The sequence below is a fragment of the Marinactinospora thermotolerans DSM 45154 genome (assembly GCF_900167435.1).
In the GTDB taxonomy this organism is placed as follows: Bacteria; Actinomycetota; Actinomycetes; order Streptosporangiales; family Streptosporangiaceae; genus Marinactinospora; species Marinactinospora thermotolerans.
This window is the reverse complement of record NZ_FUWS01000004.1, coordinates 244,803-261,682: the sequence shown is the minus strand read 5'-3', so window position 1 is coordinate 261,682 and position 16,880 is coordinate 244,803. Positions and strand designations below refer to the sequence as shown.

Annotated in this window: 16 protein-coding genes and 1 pseudogene; 9 read left to right on the top strand and 8 right to left on the bottom strand. The window is 71.9% G+C overall.

The window, feature by feature from the left end; translation table 11 throughout:
* Positions 1 to 140: 140 nt before the first annotated feature.
* Complete coding sequence (locus B5D66_RS09035; RefSeq protein WP_078761202.1) at positions 141 to 365, bottom strand: hypothetical protein; 225 nt, start codon at positions 363 to 365, stop codon at positions 141 to 143.
* A 282-nt stretch (positions 366 to 647) separates the two neighbouring features.
* Between B5D66_RS09035 and B5D66_RS09030 the strand changes: the two genes are divergently transcribed.
* On the top strand, positions 648 to 1,301 hold the full coding sequence (locus B5D66_RS09030; protein WP_078761201.1) for a class I SAM-dependent methyltransferase: 654 nt from the start codon (positions 648 to 650) through the stop codon (positions 1,299 to 1,301).
* A 45-nt stretch (positions 1,302 to 1,346) separates the two neighbouring features.
* Here the strand turns inward: B5D66_RS09030 and B5D66_RS09025 are convergent, their stop codons facing one another.
* Positions 1,347 to 2,891 (bottom strand): serine hydrolase domain-containing protein, encoded by a 1,545-nt coding sequence (locus tag B5D66_RS09025; RefSeq protein ID WP_159457241.1) that lies wholly within the window; start codon positions 2,889 to 2,891, stop codon positions 1,347 to 1,349.
* Positions 2,892 to 3,058: 167 nt separating this feature from the next.
* On the opposite strand from B5D66_RS09025, the gene B5D66_RS09020 reads away from it, so the two are divergent.
* Both B5D66_RS09020 and B5D66_RS09015 read left to right on the top strand, forming a co-directional pair.
* A complete protein-coding gene (locus tag B5D66_RS09020; protein ID WP_078761200.1) occupies positions 3,059 to 4,276 on the top strand; it encodes a sensor histidine kinase in 1,218 nt (405 codons plus the stop codon).
* The gene (locus B5D66_RS09015) at positions 4,273 to 4,938 is read left to right on the top strand and encodes a response regulator (protein ID WP_078761199.1); all 666 of its coding nucleotides are present in this window, start codon (positions 4,273 to 4,275) and stop codon (positions 4,936 to 4,938) included. The genes B5D66_RS09020 and B5D66_RS09015 overlap by 4 nt, the downstream gene beginning before the upstream one ends.
* A gap of 259 nt (positions 4,939 to 5,197) precedes the next feature.
* Here the strand turns inward: B5D66_RS09015 and B5D66_RS09010 are convergent, their stop codons facing one another.
* Positions 5,198 to 5,872 carry a TetR/AcrR family transcriptional regulator gene (locus B5D66_RS09010; RefSeq protein ID WP_078761198.1) on the bottom strand — a complete coding sequence of 225 codons (675 nt, stop codon included), beginning with the start codon at positions 5,870 to 5,872 and terminating at the stop codon, positions 5,198 to 5,200.
* Between the two features lie 568 nt (positions 5,873 to 6,440).
* On the opposite strand from B5D66_RS09010, the gene B5D66_RS09005 reads away from it, so the two are divergent.
* The 3 genes from B5D66_RS09005 to B5D66_RS08995 all read left to right on the top strand — a co-directional run bounded on the left by B5D66_RS09005 (position 6,441) and on the right by B5D66_RS08995 (position 9,363).
* Complete coding sequence (locus B5D66_RS09005; RefSeq protein WP_078761197.1) at positions 6,441 to 7,367, top strand: oxidoreductase; 927 nt, start codon at positions 6,441 to 6,443, stop codon at positions 7,365 to 7,367.
* A gap of 568 nt (positions 7,368 to 7,935) precedes the next feature.
* On the top strand, positions 7,936 to 8,535 hold the full coding sequence (locus B5D66_RS09000) for a class I SAM-dependent methyltransferase (protein ID WP_235000875.1): 600 nt from the start codon (positions 7,936 to 7,938) through the stop codon (positions 8,533 to 8,535).
* Positions 8,536 to 8,859: 324 nt separating this feature from the next.
* On the top strand, positions 8,860 to 9,363 hold the full coding sequence (locus tag B5D66_RS08995) for a cupin domain-containing protein (RefSeq protein WP_078761195.1): 504 nt from the start codon (positions 8,860 to 8,862) through the stop codon (positions 9,361 to 9,363).
* A 61-nt stretch (positions 9,364 to 9,424) separates the two neighbouring features.
* On the opposite strand, the gene B5D66_RS25425 is transcribed toward B5D66_RS08995, so the two are convergent.
* From B5D66_RS25425 to B5D66_RS08975, 4 genes are all read right to left on the bottom strand, one after another.
* Positions 9,425 to 9,916 (bottom strand): MarR family winged helix-turn-helix transcriptional regulator, encoded by a 492-nt coding sequence (locus B5D66_RS25425; protein ID WP_159457240.1) that lies wholly within the window; start codon positions 9,914 to 9,916, stop codon positions 9,425 to 9,427.
* A gap of 468 nt (positions 9,917 to 10,384) precedes the next feature.
* Positions 10,385 to 10,924 (bottom strand): DinB family protein, encoded by a 540-nt coding sequence (locus B5D66_RS08985; RefSeq protein ID WP_078761194.1) that lies wholly within the window; start codon positions 10,922 to 10,924, stop codon positions 10,385 to 10,387.
* A 57-nt stretch (positions 10,925 to 10,981) separates the two neighbouring features.
* A complete protein-coding gene (locus tag B5D66_RS08980) occupies positions 10,982 to 11,656 on the bottom strand; it encodes a TetR/AcrR family transcriptional regulator (protein WP_078761193.1) in 675 nt (224 codons plus the stop codon).
* 467 nt (positions 11,657 to 12,123) lie between these two features.
* A complete protein-coding gene (locus B5D66_RS08975) occupies positions 12,124 to 12,786 on the bottom strand; it encodes a TetR/AcrR family transcriptional regulator (protein ID WP_078761373.1) in 663 nt (220 codons plus the stop codon).
* Positions 12,787 to 12,901: 115 nt separating this feature from the next.
* Between B5D66_RS08975 and B5D66_RS08970 the strand changes: the two genes are divergently transcribed.
* Both B5D66_RS08970 and B5D66_RS08965 read left to right on the top strand, forming a co-directional pair.
* Positions 12,902 to 14,131: a winged helix DNA-binding domain-containing protein gene (locus B5D66_RS08970; RefSeq protein ID WP_078761192.1), complete on the top strand. Its 1,230-nt coding sequence runs from the start codon at positions 12,902 to 12,904 to the stop codon at positions 14,129 to 14,131.
* Positions 14,115 to 14,941: pseudogene (locus B5D66_RS08965) on the top strand (IS5 family transposase). Before B5D66_RS08970 ends, B5D66_RS08965 begins: the two are co-directional and overlap by 17 nt.
* A 172-nt stretch (positions 14,942 to 15,113) precedes the next feature.
* On the opposite strand, the gene B5D66_RS08960 reads toward B5D66_RS08965, so the two are convergent.
* On the bottom strand, positions 15,114 to 15,584 hold the full coding sequence (locus tag B5D66_RS08960; RefSeq protein WP_078761191.1) for a nuclear transport factor 2 family protein: 471 nt from the start codon (positions 15,582 to 15,584) through the stop codon (positions 15,114 to 15,116).
* 160 nt (positions 15,585 to 15,744) lie between these two features.
* Here B5D66_RS08960 and B5D66_RS08955 point away from each other — a divergent pair, with 160 nt between their 5' ends.
* On the top strand, positions 15,745 to 16,188 hold the full coding sequence (locus tag B5D66_RS08955; protein WP_078761190.1) for an Rrf2 family transcriptional regulator: 444 nt from the start codon (positions 15,745 to 15,747) through the stop codon (positions 16,186 to 16,188).
* Positions 16,189 to 16,880: the final 692 nt, after the last annotated feature.

Genomic DNA, 16,880 nt, shown 5'->3' with positions numbered 1-16,880 from the left:
GTGCGTCTCCGTACGGCACGGCCCCGCCGTGCCGTTCCTGTACCGACCCCCCACACGATTCCTTTCTTTTACGATCCGCTCCTTCACCCCTATTGGGACGCTGTCTCGCTGATCCGTGACGCCGTTTCCTGTGACGCGTGTCACTTTCTCTGGTCGAGGGTCCGGACCTCGATCACGACCTTGCGGCCGCCGTCCGGGTAGTACTCGGTGACCCGTCCCCCGCGGGCCACCACCTGCGCGACGTCCACCCTGGCCGTGCTGTCGTGGCGGCGGGTCCGTTCCCGCGATTCCAGCCGCGCCCACAGGGCCACCAGTCCGGCCACTTCGATGATCAGTCCGGCCACCAGCACCGACCATGGATCCACCGTGTCCTCCTCGCTCTCTGGGGCGCCGCCCGTTGCGGCCTCACCCCTTAGGGGGACGGTGCGCCGGGAGGCGTGACGTCAGCGCGGTTTGCCGTTTCGGCAATTGAAATGGCCGGGATCGCGCGGAAGACGCACCATGTGGATACGAGCCGGGACACGGGCCTCCGTAGCGCCCGACCGAGGCGTACGGCGCCGGAACCCGTCTCGTTCGACCACCCGACCCGTGGTGGTGGCCGTCCCACCTCGCCCGGCCACCCACCGAACAGAAGAAACGGAAAGCCGATGCACCACCACCAGTCACATGAGCACCACGGCACGTCGGGAGCGGAGTACTGGGACGGGCGCTACGGGGAGAACGCCCGGATGTGGAGCGGGAAGCCCAACGCCGCGCTCGTCCGTGAGGTCGCCGACCTGGCGCCGGGCAGCGCCCTGGACCTGGGGTGCGGTGAGGGGGCCGACGCCATATGGCTGGCCGGACGGGGGTGGCGGGTCACCGCCACCGACATCTCCGCCGTCGCCCTGGGACGCGCGGCCGACCACGCCGGGTCCGCGGGCGTCGCCGACCGGATCGACTGGCAGCGCCACGACCTCGAACAGACCTTCCCCGAGGGGACCTTCGACCTGGTCTCCTCCTGCTTCCTGCACTCCCCCTGGGACATGCCGCGCGAGCTGATCCTGCGCCGGGCCGCCGCCGCCGTCGCCCCCGGTGGAACGCTCCTGGTGGTGGGCCACTCGGGCCCCGCCCCCTGGGCGGACGGCCACGCCCAGGAGGTCCACCTGCCCGGTCCGCGGGAGGTGCTCGACTCCCTGGAACTGGCCGAAGGGCAGTGGGAGGTGCTGGTGTGCGAGGAGCACGAGCGCGTCCAGACCGGACCCGACGGACAGCAGTTCACCCGCACGGACAACACCGTGCGGGTCCGCCGACTGCCGGCCTGAACCGGCCGGGGCGCCGTCCGCGCGTGGCGGCGCGGACGGCACCGGTCAGGGCAGTTGCGCGAACACCGTGACCTCCACCCCCAGCAGGGCGCCGGCCGGGACCACCACCACGGCGAAGAGGAGACCGCGCGCCCAGGCGCGCCCGCCCCGGGCCCAGGGGGCCCGCCCCCAACGGCCCGCGGCCACGACCATGGCCGCGGCGAGCAGTCCTGCGCCGACGGCGCACACTCCGACGGGCAGCACCCCCCATTCACCGATGCGCAGGGCCGCCAACCACAGGGCGGTGCCGACGAGCAGGGAGGAGACAATCCCCAAACGGTCCAATCCGCGTCCCGGCCGGGAGCCGCGGGGACGCCAGGACAACCGCAGGAGCACGGCGGCGGGAGTCCCCACCGCGAGGACCAGGGACACCAGGATCGGGAGCGGGGCGACGGCGCCGTCCTCGGCGAACTCGGGGACCTCCAGACCGAGAAGGGCGAAACCGACCTGTTCGACGGGGACGCGGGTGGAGTTGGCGAGCACCACGACCGAACGGCCGTCACCGGTGTGCGCGACGAAGCTCCTGGTTCCGCTGTTCAGCCCGTTGTGCCAGGCGATCTCGACGCCGTCGACCCGCCAGAGCATCCACCCCAGCCCCACGTGACCGTCGTAGGCCCGGTAGTCGTCGACCTCGACGCGGGGGGCGTGGGTCAGCTCGGTCAGCGCCGTGGCCTCCCCCATCGAGGCCGCCAGGAACGCCGTCAGATCCGAGGCCGTGGTCCACGTCCCGGTTCCCACCGGGGCGTAGCCGGGGTTGGACCAGACGGCGACGGGCTGGGACGGGGCCCGATAGGGCAGGGCCGCGCCGTCGGGAGCGCCGGAGGGGGACACGATGGTGTGCTCCATGCCCAAGGGGTCCAGCACGCGCTCGGTCAGCAGGTCCGCGTAGTCCTGCCCGGCGACGCGCGCCAGAGACCGGCCGAGGAGGGCGTAGCCGAGGTTGGAGTATCCGTACTCCTCCCCGGGGGAGACGCCGGTGATCCGCGCGGCGGTCGCGACGGGGTCGTCGAGCCAGGCGTAGGCGTCACCGCCGAGCGCGTACTCGGGCAGGGCCGCGTACAGGCCCGGGTCGCTCCCCAACGGGATGGAGGGCAGACCGGAGGTGTGGGTCGCCAACTGCTCCAGGGTGATGCCGGCGACCGCCTCGTCGGCGAAGTCGGTGGCCGGCCACAGTTCCCCGAGGGTGGCGGAGAGGCCGACCTCACCGGATTCCACCATGTCGGCCAGCAGGGTCGCGGTGAGGAGCTTTTGCATCGAGGCGCTTTCGAACACGGTGTCCGGGCCGACCGGGGCGGCGCCGTCACGGGTTCCCAGACCCGCCTCGCGGGTCCGGCCGTCCTCGGTGAGGGCCACCGAGACCCCCACCGCGGTGTCGTCGGGCAGCAGCCGGCGCAGGTCCGCGGCGAGGGCGGCGTCACCGCTGTGCGCGGCGGTCGCGGGCGGTGTGCGGGGAAGGACCGCGAACACGACCAGGGCGGTCGCGAGCGCGGCGAGACAGGCCAGGGGCACGAGCACACGTGCCGGGCGGGCGGATCCGGGGACCGGGGACACGAGGGTTCTCCAAAGGGTCGGTCGGACGGGTCGTGCCGGTGGAACCGGCACGACCCACGGTGGAGCCTGGGCTCGGGCGCGCGCGTCGCCCGTTCGGCTCGTTCTGGCGCGGCATATGGGCCGAACGGATGATCCGCAACGCGCACGGGCGCCCGTAACCTGCCGGTATGCCTGGAGAACCGAGAGCACGCGCCGCAACGGGGCCACGGTGGGGGCCGTCGGTCCCGGCGACCGTCGCGGTCGCCGGGGCCGCGGCGGTCCTGGCCGCGGCCTGGGCGATCGACCTGGTCCACGCCGTGGACCGGTCCGCTCTGCCGCACGTCGGGGGATGGTGGGCGTACCCGCCGGTGGTGTCGGGCGCGGTGATGGCGCTGCTGACGCTCGGGGCGCTCCCCCCGGGCGCCTCTCCCCGGCGTACCGGGCTCCTGGGGATCTGCGCGCTGCTGACCACGTCACTGGTCTCCCTCGCCTACCACCTCGCCCCGGGGGACACGCCGGGCCACCCCGACGGCCTGGCCGAGGTGCTGGCGATGGTGGGAGCGGTCTCCCTCATCGCCTACCGCTGCCGTCCGTGGGTGGTGGCCGTCGCGGCGGCGCTGACGCTGGCCGCGCCGCTGCTGTCGGAGACGCTGCGCGCGGGCCGGCCCGCCGACCTGGACGCGGCCCTGGTCCTGCTGTTCCTACTGGCTCCCGGCCTCTACCTGCGCTGGCGCGTCGAGCGGCGCCGATGGCAGGTGGAGCGGGTACGCCAGGAGGAACGCGACACGTTGGCCCGCGACCTGCACGACGTGGTCGCCCACCACGTCACCGGGATCGTGGTGCAGGCCCAGGCCCTGCGCTACGTCGACGACCCGCACCTGGCCCGGGCGGCGCTGCCCGACATCGAACGGGCGGGACTGGACGCCCTGGAGGCGATGCAGCGGCTGGTCACCGCTCTACGCGGTGGCCACCCGGTCTCCGCCGACCTGCCGGACGCGGCCGAAGGGCTGCGTGCGCTGTGCCGTCCGGGCGGCGGCTCGCGGGCCCGGGTCGAGGTGCGCATCACCGGGGACCCCGGGCTCCTGCCCCGCGAGGTCGCCTCGGCGGTGGTCCGCATGGCCCAGGAGGCACTGACCAACGCCGACCGTCACGCCCACGGGGCCGGCCTCATCACCGTCGTGCTCGACGTCACGGCCGGCAGGGCGCGCCTGGAGGTGCGCGACGACGGCCGGGGCGGCCCCGTGGGTCCGGGCAGCGGCGGGTATGGGCTGGTCGGCATGGCCGAACGCGCCGCGCTCCTGGGCGGATCCCTCGACGCGGGCCCGGCCCCCGAGGGGACGGGATGGCGTGTCGTCGCCGTCCTGCCGACCGGCCGCGCCCCGGTGGCGGGAAGGAGCGGCGGGTGAGCATCACCGTTCTGCTGGCCGACGACCAGCGGATGGTGCGCACGGGGTTCCGCTACATCCTGCAGGCCCAGCCCGACATCGAGGTGGTGGCCGAGGCGGCGGACGGCGGCGAGGCCCTGCGACTCGCCCAGGAGCTACGCCCCGACGTCAGCCTGCTCGACATCCGGATGCCCGGGCTCAGCGGCTTGGAGGTGGTCCGCCGCCTGTCGGGGCCGGGGGTCGCCGACCCACTGCGCGTGGTCATGGTCACCACCTTCGACATCGACGAGTACGTCGACGACGCCCTGGAGAACGGGGCGTCCGGGTTCGTGCTGAAGTCCGCGGGGCCGGCCCTGCTGGTCGAGGCGGTGCGCGCGGCCGCCCGCGGTGACGCGCTGGTGTCCCCGGCGATCACCGTCCGGTTGCTCGAACGGCTCGCCCGGTCGCGTGGCCCCGGTTCCGGCGGCCGTCGGGTCGCCTCCGACACCCGCGGTCTGACCCCGCGGGAGCTCGACGTCGTGCGCGCCGTGGCCCAGGGGCTGACCAACGCCGAGATCGCCGACCGGTTGTACCTGTCACTGGGAACGGTCAAACGGCACCTGACCAACGTCCAGACCAAGCTCCGCGCCCGCAACCGGGTGGAGATCGCCGCCTGGGCCTACCGCAACGGGATCGTGGAGTGACCCGCGGCCGTGCGACGCCCGGCGCAGACGCCACGCATGGTCGACGGTGGTCTTGGGATCGTCCCCGATGGCGGCGGCGCCGTCCCACGTGATGCGGGCGTGCTCCTCGGACGGGGACACGTCGCGTAGGGCGCCGTAGCGCCCGGGCCGGTGGGCGAACCCCGTCCCGTTGTAACCGGCGCGGGAGCCGATGAGGAACACCCTCGGCAGCGGCTCGCAGAGGTCCATCTCGGGGTCGCCGCGCAGGCCGAAGAGCGGGTCAACAGGAGGAGCGGGCGATGGTGCCCGCGGTGAGGGTGGCCAGCATGTCGTGCAGGGCGGTGACGAAGTCCGGCTTGAACGCGGTGAGTGACGGGTCGGCCTGGTAGGCGGCGAGCATCGCCTCGGAGGGGTGGGCGTGCGTCCATACGGCACCGATGGCCATGATCATGGCTGCGGTGAGCTGCGGGGCGTCCTCGCCCAGTTCGGGCAGGTAGCGGCCGGCCAGCGTGGCGGTGGCGGCGACGTTGGCCACGGCCGCGCGCTTGTAGCGGGCGGCTACCTCGGCGGAGACGTTGTGCTCCAGCACGCCCGCCTGAGAGCTCAGCAGGTCGCACAGAATCCGGCGCTCGGCGAGGGAGCGGGCGACGGCGGCGGCGAACTGCTCCGTGCGCCGCTCCACGGACGCCGCCTGATCGATGCCGGCGTCGAGGAGGGCGGGCAGGTCGGCGATCCACTGCCGCCAGGCGCGGTCCAGCAGCTCCAGCAGGATCGCTTCGCGGGATTCGAAGTAGCGCAGCACGTTGGACTTCGCCAGCCCGACCCGGCGGCTCAGTTCATTGAGGCTGACGGCGCCGGCGGGCATCTCCTCGAGCATGGTCGCGGTGGTGTCCAGTACCGCCTGGCGCCGGATCTCGCGCTGCTCCTCACTGCGGGCCCGCTGGAAGTTCGTCATGCCCCCATATTACAGACTGCCGGTCTTTTGACATCAGACCATCGGTCTCTTATGTTGAAGGTGCGCCACAGAAGACCTCCTGGGCCAGGTGGCCGGTCACCGTCCGGGCCGCTTCACGCGCCGATGTACGTAGCTTTCTCCTGACGTAAGGGGGCTGCCACAGCACCCCTGAAAGCGAGAACACCATGGGCCCCGCCGCAAGCGCCGAAGCGGACATCGCGGTCGTCAGTCGCCTCGTCGACGAAGTCGTCAACGGAGGCGACCTCGACACGATCGACGAGCTCTGGGCCGGCGACATGATCTGAGGCTGCGGCAGCCCGGGCGAGCACCACGGCGTCGACGCCTACAAGAACGTCATGGCGGCCCACGCCGCCGGCGCCTTCGTGGGCGCCGCCCCCGCACGCCCCATAGCCGGGCACCGCCGTGTACCGCGTCAAGAACCACGGGATCGGCGAAGGCGCCTTCGCCGAGGGCATCCTCGGACTGCTTCTCCAGCTCGACTCACGACCCTTCCGAGCGCTGGATGACGCGCGCACAGCACACAACGAACCGACGGAGAGGCACAGAGATGAACCACTGGACGCCTGACGACATCCCCGACCAGAGCGGCCGCACCGCGCTGATCACCGGCGGGAGCAGCGGGATCGGACTGGAGACCGCGCGCGTCCTGGCCCGGCACGGCGCCCGCGTCATCCTGGCGGGACGCGGCCAGACCAGACTGGATCAGGCCGCCGAGACCGTGCGCGCCGTCGCATCCGGGGTCCGGACCGGCACACTGGTACTCGACCTCGCCGACCTCTCCTCCATCCGCGACGCCGCCACGCGAATCGCCGAGACCGAGACGATCGACCTGCTGTTCAACAACGCCGGCGTGATGAACCTGCCCGAGCGGCAGCTGACACGCGACGGTTTCGAGATGACGGTCGGCACCAACCACCTCGGCCACTTCGCCTTCGACGCCCAGGTCTGGCCCGCCGTACGCCGCTCCCCCACACCACGCGTGGTCACCGTCAGCGCCATCGCCGCACGATGGCCGATGGGCAGACTCGACGACCTGATGAGCGAGAAGAGCTACCGAGCCATGGGCGCCTACGCGAAGTCCAAGCGCGCCAACATCGTCTACACCCTCGAACTCGCCCGCCGGACCGCACTCAGCCGCCTCGCAGCACTCGTCGTCCACCCGGGTTCGGCGATGACCGGACTCCAGCAGCACGGCACCGGGATGCTCTCCCGCATCGTCACGCCGGTCGCCGCGCGCCTGTTCATGGGATCGGCCGACGGTGCCGCCTGGCCCTCCCTGTACGCAGCGACCAGTAGGCACGTCAGCTCCGGACAGTTCATCGGCCCGGCCGGCCGCGACCAGACCTCCGACACCCCCAAACCCGCCAAGCTCCCCACAGGGGCAAACGACATCGATGCGGCCAGGCGGCTGTGGACGGCGAACGAACAGCTCACCGGCGTCCCCTTCGACCCCGGGACCGAAACAGCCCCCTAGACCCCCAACGGTCGGCACCTGGGGAGCGCCCGCCCTCGACCACCACCACCCCACCCGCGCAAGGGGCCGGACTCGAACACCGGACTGTTCCTCGGCGGAGGCGGCTGGGCCGACATCGCCTGGGAGACGGTGTACTCGCCGCCTGAGCGAGCACGCGGGACTTCCCCTCTCGGTCTGCTCGGTCCGCCGTTGGCACATCGGCCGGCGCTCACGTCGCGACGATGGCCATGGGCGGAGTCGGCCTGGGCGAGCGCGTCCGCGCCGAACAGAGCCGCGCCCCGCTCACGTCACTGGCGCCGCTACCCGACCCCACCAGCACCGACACCGGTGGTGACACCGGCGCTGTTCCACCGGAGATCATGCGCTTGCCGCTCCCCCCGAAGGACCGAGCATCGAGCGAGCACGCGCCATCGGTCATCTCGCCGGGGCCGGCCCCGGCGCCCTTCGGTCCGGCGCCGTCCCCTCTTCGACGGCGCATCGCCGCCTCCCGGACCCGCCGAGGACCGCTCCGGTGCCGGATGGCAGGGGTCGAAAGGAGGGTCCCGAGAGGCGGATCTACGTTGAGGCCATGACGAAATACAGGTGGATGTACCGTCTCGGTTTCACTCCGTGGGAGCGCTACGGGGCCGCGGGCGGGGCACAGCTCGGCGTCCTGCTCGACCGTGAGGCGGCCGGGCGGCCGAACGGCCCCGGACGGGCGTTGGACGTGGGGTGCGGACGCGGGCAGTTCACCCCCGAGCTGGCCCGGCGCGGGTGGGAGGCGGTGGGCGTCGACATCGTGCCGGAGGCGATCGAGGCCGCCCGGCGTAAAGGACCGGCGGGGATCACCTACGTCGTGGGCGACGTGACCGACCTCGATCCGGCCGGGCTGGGCACCTTCGACCTCTTCCTCGACATCGGCTGCTTCCAGGGCCTCGACACGGGGCAGCGGGCCGCGGAGGGACGGGGTGTGACGGCGCTCGCCACGCCGGGGGCCACCCTGCTGCTGCTCGCCTTCGGCCCCTCGCGGTATCAGCGGCTCGTCGAGGGCGTCGCGCGGGCGGAGGTCGAGGCCGCGTTCCCGGGGTGGGAGCTTCTCGAGGTCGAGGACGCGGACACCGCCGGCCTGGGGTGGCCGATGAACCGGACCTCGCCGAAGTGGTACCGGTTCCGCCGCGCCGCCGGGTAAGGCGGATCGGGCGCGTCTGGTCGAGACCCGGGCCTGCGCCGTGGGGAGGCCCGTGGCCCGAGGTCTCGGCCCCCGTGCCGCCTGGGGGGCCGGAGCGCGGCTCCCCCTCCACGAGGCGGGACGCGGTGGCGGTGACCGAGCGTCTCCTCAACATGAGGCGAGGGCGGGGCGCCACCTCGCTCACCCCGATTCGTCTTCCCCCATGCTCCCTCCCCGCCGCGCCGACGATCGCGAAGGCCGGGCGGGCCTTGCGGGAGGACCCACCCGGAAATAATATTTGTCTGCGCAGACAAATATTTGTGGAACGGTCGAGGAGTGAGCCCTGTGGACGTCAAGGACGGCGCTGAGACCCCTTTCGGAATCCCCGTCGTGTCACCGCCCGAGAAGGTGGAGCACCACGCCTACTACACCACCGACCTTGAGGTGATCCTCCGGGCGGAGATGACGGGAGGCAGGTACTTCATGACCCGCCAGCGGGCGATACGGCCCGAGGACGCACCCCCCTTCCACCTGCACACCCAGGAGGACGAGATCTGGATCATCAACGGCGGAAGGTTCCGCTTCTGGATCGGAGGCGAGTCCCTGGCGACCGCGACCACCCACGACGTCGGGCCGGGAGCGGTCGTCTACGGGCCGCGCAACGTCGCCCACACCTTCCAGAGCCTCGATGACGTCGGGGACGTCACCCTCCTGTGGAGCCCGGGTCAGAGCCAGAGCTACTTCCTGGAGGTCGGTGCGGCCGAGGCGCGTGAGGACTTCGAGCACCTCGACCGCCTTGCGGCCATCGGCGTGCACGTGCTGGACCGGGCCCCGGTCAACGGCGCCTGATCCTCCTCTCCCCCGACCCGGGCGGCTCCGGGGCGGCCGGCGAAGGGAACGGAGCGGCGCGCTAGGAGGAGACCGCCGCTCCGTTCCCGCGCGCCGCCTCGGTGTCGGCGTCGCTGTCGGGGTCGAGAAGGGCCCAGACCTCGGCGAGACCACGGAGATGGTCGTCGTCGAGCCGGCTGAAGAAGAGCTCGCGCAGGTCACTGTGGTGCTGACGCCGTGCCCGGCGTATCAGCGCCCGTCCGTCCTCGGTCAGGGTCACGTCGAAGCCGCGGCCGTCGACGGCCGACCGCCGGCGTTCGATCAGCCCGCGGTTCTCAAGGCGATCGGCGAGGCGGGTGAATCCGCCGCTGGACATCAGGTGGCGCTGAGCGAGGGTGGACATGCGCATGCCGTCCGGTCCGGCCTCGTGGAGCAGGCTCAACACGCTGTACTCGGCCATGCTCACGTTCAGCGGGGCCAGCCCCGCCGCCAGCGCGCGCCAGAGGCGGTCGTGGGTCACCAGGAACCCTCGCCACGCTTCCTGTTCGAGATCCGTCAGACCTTCGGTCGCCATGGCGGCACGGTATCCGGATCGCACCTCGGCGACCAACTCGGCCTGCCTGCGCGAACAGTCATCGAGCGGTCGCGCGGCCCGGGCGACAGCGGCCCCATCGTGGGAGGCGTCCGGCGCGACCGGCGGCGGGGGCTCGGCGACGGCACCCCCAGCGCGGGCGCGACGTCCGCGGCGGCGTCTTCGTCCCTCGGCGAAGCGGGCGGGATCCGTTCGTCCGTGAGGGCCGCGACGAGCACCGTCGGACCTGTCGGAAGGTGACGTCGCGCGGAGTCCGAGGCGGGCGATCCGCCCGTTCAAGCGTCCACCTCGGGGGCGGACCCGCATCGGCCGGTTCCGGACGGGCCGTGGTGCGGATCGGCCCGGTGCGTGTCTGCCCCCTCGGAGAGGAGACCCGGCGCGCCCGGACCGCCTCCAACCGGGCGGGAAGGGGGCGGAGGCGAACGGGCGCGTGGGCGTCCCGGCTACCTCTCAGATCCCCGTCGCGCCGTCGATCTTCTCCCGGAGGATGTCGGCGTGCCCCGCGTGACGCGCGGTCTCTCCGATCATGTGGATCAGGATCCAGCGCAGGGAGGCCGGGCCGAGGAGCTCGTGTGTCCCGATGTCGTCCAGGGCGTAACCGACGGAGATGGCCCGCGACTGCGCGCACGTCTGTTCGTACTCCGCCACCAGTTCGGCGACGGTGGTGGACTCGGGCACCTCCCAGACCGTGTCCGCGCCGTCCAGGTCGATACCGGCCTCCTCGGCGGTCCGGTTCGGGAGGACGCGCTGGAACCAGTTCCGTTCGACCAGGCAGAGGTGGGCGAGCAGGCCCGCCAGGCTCGTGGCCGAGGGCAACGGACGTCGACGGGCGTCGGCCTCGCTCACCCCGACGACCTTGCGGATGATCGCGCCCCGGTAGAAGTCGAGGAAGGCTTCGAGGGTTTCACGTTCGGAGTTGGTGGCCACGTGGAAGACCCGTCGTTCGGAGTCGTCCAGGTGCGCGAGCGGATCGCGGGGAGGGGACGCCATGGACGCACCCTAACGCGCCCCGCCTCCCCGCGGGAAACGGTTTTCGCGTCCCCACGCTCACCCGGCGGCGGGAAGCGGCTCCCAACGGTCACGGAGCAACCCGGCATCGGGCGGACGCCCGGGCAACGGGGTGACCGTCCCCGCCCGCAGCCCCTCAAGGGCGATGGCGACGACGCGGGCCCTGGCCTCGGTGGCGGCGCCGAGCAGCTCGTCGCGTCCCTGGTCGGCGATCTGCCAGGGCAGGGGGGATCTGCCGAGCTGTTCCACTAGTAGATACAGGTCGGTGGCGGTGACATCGGGCCGCAGGACCCCTGCGGCGTGGGCGCGGGAGACCAGCGCCCGCGTGACCTCGTCGCAGCGGTCCGCCCTGGCCGCCATCTCCTCGGTGACCTCGATGGTGCCCGCGATCGGCGCCATCGTTCCCGGACCGAAGTCCACGCAGGCGCTGACGTGGTGGACGATCCCCGCCCAGGGATCCTCGTGGGCCAGTCCCTGCTCGGCCGCGTCGATCCAGTGGTCCAGGGCCAGGACGCACAGCCGCTGGAACAGCTCCTCCTTGGTGCGGTACCTGCGGTAGAGGCTGCCGATGCCCACGCCGGCCCGGGAGGCGATCGCGGCCACCGAGGCGTGGGCGCCGTCCAGCGCGAGCGCGCGTCTGGCGGCCTCCAGCAGGGCCCGGTCGTTGCGTTCGGCCTCGGCCTGACGTGGGGCTGTCCGGGTGCGCTCGGTCATGGCGCGATCCTAGTGCCAAACGGAGTGCTTCGCTCCGTTTTTCCCGCAGATGGTTTCCACCGTGACGACGGCGGAGCGTCGGCCTGGACGCCGCTTCGGGCGGGGCGCGCACGGCCGGGTCGCCGGAATCCGATGGCCTCCCGGCACGACAGGCGGATCGGCAGATCCGGGGGCCGGTCGCTCACCGCCACCTGGAAGCCGCGTCACCGGGTGACGATCCACCCCTTCCAGGCCACCCGGTTCCCGTGCCTCCCGAGGCGAGGAGGCCGGCCGGCGGACGCCCGCTCCCGGACGGTCTTCCCGTCCCCTCCCCCGGCGGATGGAGATCCCTCGGCGGACGCGGTGCGGCCGGGGCGGGGACGGATCCCCGACCCGGCCCCACGTCGCGCGCGAGGAGAGGTCGTGGGCCGTGGCCGAAGGCCGTCGCTGTCCACGCCCACGCGCGGCTCGGCCGGGAGGCGGGCCTCTCAGGGCGCGTGGCCGGCCGCGAGGGGCGGCGCGTTGCGCAGCGCCGGCAGCACGACACCGTCGACCATCGAGACGAGGAAGTCCCGGTCGAACGGCTTGCGCTGGACGAGCGCCCGGTAGGCAGCCAACGAGGGGATGACCTGCGAGAGCGTGTCGATGTCGGCCGTGGCGGGGATCTCCCCCCGATCGGCCGCCCGCCGCATGAGAACGCGGTGGGCCTCGACCCACGGCTGGACGATCGCGGCAACGCCGGCGTCGGCGAGCGCCCGGTCCTGGGCGAGCAGCGAGGCCAGTCCCGCCATGACCTTGAGCCTGCGCTCGTCCTCCTCGGCCGACTGTGGTGTGAACAGCCCGAGCAGGTCGTCGCGGAGGGAGCCGGTGTCGGGCAGTCGCCCCAGGTCGACCTGACCGCGCTTCATGTGCGCCACCGCGTCGATGACCAGCTCCGATTTGGAGGGCCAGCGCCGGTACAGCGTGGCCTTGCCCGCCTTGGCCCGGGCGGCGACCATGTCCATGGTCAGCCGGGCGAAGCCGACATCGACGAGGACCGCGAGTGTCGCGTCGAGAATGTCGGCGTCGCGGGAGCGGTCCAGCCTGCGTCCGGGGCGCGCGGGCTCGCCGCCCGGGGGCGCGCAGTCGCGGGTGTCACCGTCCCTCGGCACGGCCGCCACCTCCTGATCTCGCCGTTCGACGAAACGGTACCAGGACGTACCGGAACCCTGTGGTACCGGAACGTACCGGTTTCGATATGGGGGCGCGGTGTGGAACGATGGGCCGATGCACCACGTGACCGACGACGAACGGCGCGCCCGGCTGGCCGTTCGGCACGCCCTGGCACCGCGATCGCGTGTCGACTCCCCCGAGGCGGTCACCCGGGCGATGACCGCGCTGCACGCGACCGAGCCGGCCACGGTCTACCTGTCCTGTCGGGCGCGCATGACCTCACCGACCCTCGCCGACATCGACCGGGCGCTCTATGAGGACCGTCACCTGGTCAAACAGCTCGCGATGCGGCGCACCCTCTTCGTGTTCGAACGCGAGCTCCTGCCGGCCGTGTGGCCGAGCGCGTCGGCCCGCGTCGCCGGGACCGAGCGCGCCCGCATGAGCGGGGACCTGGTCAGGGCGGGGATCGCCCGGGACGGGGTGGGCTGGCTCGAGGAGGCCAGGGCCGAGGTCCTCGCCCTGCTCGCCGAGGTTCCGGAGGGGTTGACGGCGGCCGACGTGCGCCGGGCCGTGCCGAGGATCGACGTGAAGGTCGCGGGAACGGCGGGCGAGACGTGGTCGGCGCCGCGGGTCCTCACCTATCTCGGCGCCACCGCGGACATCGTGCGCGGACTCAGCACGGGCCGGTTCCTGGCCCCACGGCCGCGCTGGACCCTGACGAGGCACTGGCTCGACGACGTTCCCGCGCCGCGAAGCGCCCAGGCCGGGTACCGGGAACTCGTCCGCCGCTGGCTCTACAGCTTCGGACCGGGAACCGAGGACGACATCGTCTGGTGGTTGGGAGCGACCAAGAAGGTCGTTCGCGCGGCGCTGGGCGAGCTGGAGGCCGTCGCGGTCCGCCTCGACGACGGCGCCACCGGGTGGCTCCTCCCCGACGACCTCGCCGAGGTGCCCGACCCGGGCGCGTGGGTCGCGCTGCTGCCGGTGCTGGATCCGACCGTCATGGGCTGGCGCGGGCGGGACTTCTACCTCGGCCCCCACCGAGACCAGCTCTTCGACCGTCGCGGTAACGCGGGCACCACGGTGTGGGTCAACGGCCGGGCGATCGGCTCGTGGGTGCAGGACACGGCGGGGACCGTCCGAGTGGACCTGCTCGAACCCGTCCCGGTCTCGACGCGGCGGGCCGTCGAGGAGGAGGCGGAACGGCTGACCGCCTGGCTCGACGGTGTCCGCGTGGGTACCGGTTACGTGTCACCGTCGATGAGGCGTGGATCGGAGGCGGGCCAGGGCCTGTCGTCAATGATCCTCGATCGGGGATCGTGGTCGGGTGGTACGCCGCCGTGAACCGTCCGATGCCGAGTGGGCCTTCGTGCAGCCGCTGCTGCCCCGGTCCGGGCGGGGCAGCAGACGGCTGGACGACCGGACGGTCCTGAACGGGATCGTGTGGAGGTTCCGGACCGGCACGGCCTGGCGGGACGTGCCCGAGCGATACGGCTCCTGGGCGACGCTGCACACCCGCTTCCGCCGATGGGCCAAGGACGGCACCTTCGAGCGGACGCTCCGAGCCGCCCAGGCCAGGGCCGACGCGGCCGGGGACACCGAGTGGCTGGTGTCGGTCGACTCCACGATCGTCCGGGCCCACCAGCACGCGGCCGGAGCACGAAGAGGGGGCTTTGCGCCCCGGGACTCGGCCGGTCCAGAGGCGGCCTGACCAGCAAAATCCACCTGGCCTGCGACGGCGCCGGCCGCCCGCTCGCCTTCACCGGCGGGAACACCAACGACTGCACCCAGTTCACCGCCGTGATGGAGGCGTTCTGGGTGCCCCGGCCGGGTCCAGGACGGCCCCGGGTCCGGCCCGGCCACGTCATCGGCGACAAGGGCTACAGCTCCAAGGCCATACGCACCTGGCTGCGGCGACGCAACATCCGGCACACCATCCCGGAACGGTCCGACCAGGTCCGCAACCGGCTCCGACGCGGCAGCCGTGGCGGACGCCCACCGGACTTCGACAAGCAGGTCTACAAGCGGCGTAACGTCGTCGAGCGGTGCTTCAACCGCCTCAAGCAGTGGCGCGGCATCGCCACCCGCCACGACAAGACCGCCGAGTCCTATCAAGCAGCCGTCACCCTCGCATCGCCGCTGATGTGGGCGTGACATTCGACGACACCGCCCACCTGCCGGCCAGGGCTGCCGATACTCGATGAGTCTGCCTGCCGGGTCGTGTCGGCGGTTGGGCGCGAACAACAACTTTGTTCGAGAAGCAACGCCGGGTATGCGGCCCGAAGAAGGGAGTGTCTTGTCGCATACTCGGCGCTGACCGGCAGAGTTACGCCGTCGTGGCTGCTGTCTCGGTGGCTTCGACTGCGGACTTGAAGTCAGGGTGGACCCCGATTTGATCAAGCCACACGCTCATCGAGTTGTAGCAGTTGAACCTTTCGATCTTTCCGTCACGGAGGTACCAGAGGTCCGCCGCCGGCACGTCGATCCGGTTCCCGGTCGGTGGGATCTCGCCGACCGGAGTCGGAAACCCTCCGAGATGCGTGCCCTGGATCCGCAACTCGACGGCGACGACATCACCGAACGCATGTACCTCGAGCAGCTCACGGTGTACATCGGGGAACGAGCGGGCGAGGCCCGCGATCACCTGAGGAATCTGCTCTCCGCGGAAACTCTGCGAGGTCGACATGTCGTTGAACGACCCGTCCTTGGTGAACAAGGCCAGGAAACCGTCACCGTCGAGAACGTTCCCTTCCGCGAGCCGGTAAGCCTCGCGAATGGTCTTTTCGTTACTTTCCATTCCTGTTCTCCTTTGAGTTCGCAACGCGCTCACGGTCCGCGCTTGTCTTTGATGGACCCTCCCGGCTGTCGTAACGATAATCGTTACAACGGATTGTCGCAACCTTCACTGTTGCGACTGCGCTGTCGTAACATGGAGCGTTGCGACCAGAGGAGGGGTCATGAGCGCCAACAGCAGGCTGACCATTGCCGCCCATGCGCTGGCCTGGATCGGTCTCTACCAACGCCAGGGCCACGAGGTCGCCACCTCCGAGAAGATCGCAGCCAGCGCGAACACCAACCCCGTGGTGATCAGGCGGCTGCTCGGCGAGCTGCGCAGGGCCGGGCTCGTGGAGTCCCGGCGGGGCGCGGGCGCGGGCTGGTCGCTGGCGCGCGAGCTGGGGTCGATCACCCTGCTCGACGTGTACGAGGCAGTGGAAGCCGGCCCGCTGTTCGCGATGCACCGCACCACCCCGGACCAGGGATGCGTGGTGGGTCACGGCATCCAGCCGGCAATGCGGGGCATCTACCAGGACATCGAGGAGACCCTGAGACACAAACTGGCCCGCGTCACGCTCGAGAAGGTACTCAGGGACGTACTCGCGGCACCCCGCCAGCCTCTCTGATCAGCTGGGCGGCCCCGTGCGAACCGTAGGGTTCGGCGTGGGTTCTGCCCACCGGGGCGGAGTGACGTGAGCGTGGAGATGGAATCCCGCGCCGAACGCGTTGGATCCGCCGCCGGAACAGACGGCTGGCGCAGGCCGAGCTCACCGCGGACCAGGCCGTGCTCGTCCAGCGGCTCTACGACGACGAGCGGGAGAAGACCGTCCAGCAGATCCCCGACAGATTCGGCGTGCCCCGTTTCACGGTGCACGGGCACCTCGACAACCCCGCCAGGCCCAGAAGGCTGCGACCGCCCACCACAAGGCCGCCAAGGAGAGGGCCCATGACGCCGCCTGGCCGGCGGGACCGGGGACGGAGTCGAGTACCGTGCTCGCTGCTCACGCGCCCCACCCTAGTCGGGGAGCGGCCGCCCGCTTCCTGATCACCAGCTGAGAAGACGCGGTCGCACGCCTGTCGGCGGCCCCACCGGGCACATGTGAGAGGTCCTCGCCGAGTCCCTCGGCCCCCATAGCGGGAGTGCCACTCGGTGAACAGGTTCTGGTCCCGGGTCCGAAAGTGCGTGGAGTCAAAGACCACCACGGTGGAGGAAGCACCCCACAGCCCGCTGTCACGGGCGGCGAAAGCGGCGTTGGCGTTCCGCCGGCCACCTCGGGGGTGAGGTGGCGGCGCCGCGCGTAGCGGATGTCCTCCTCGG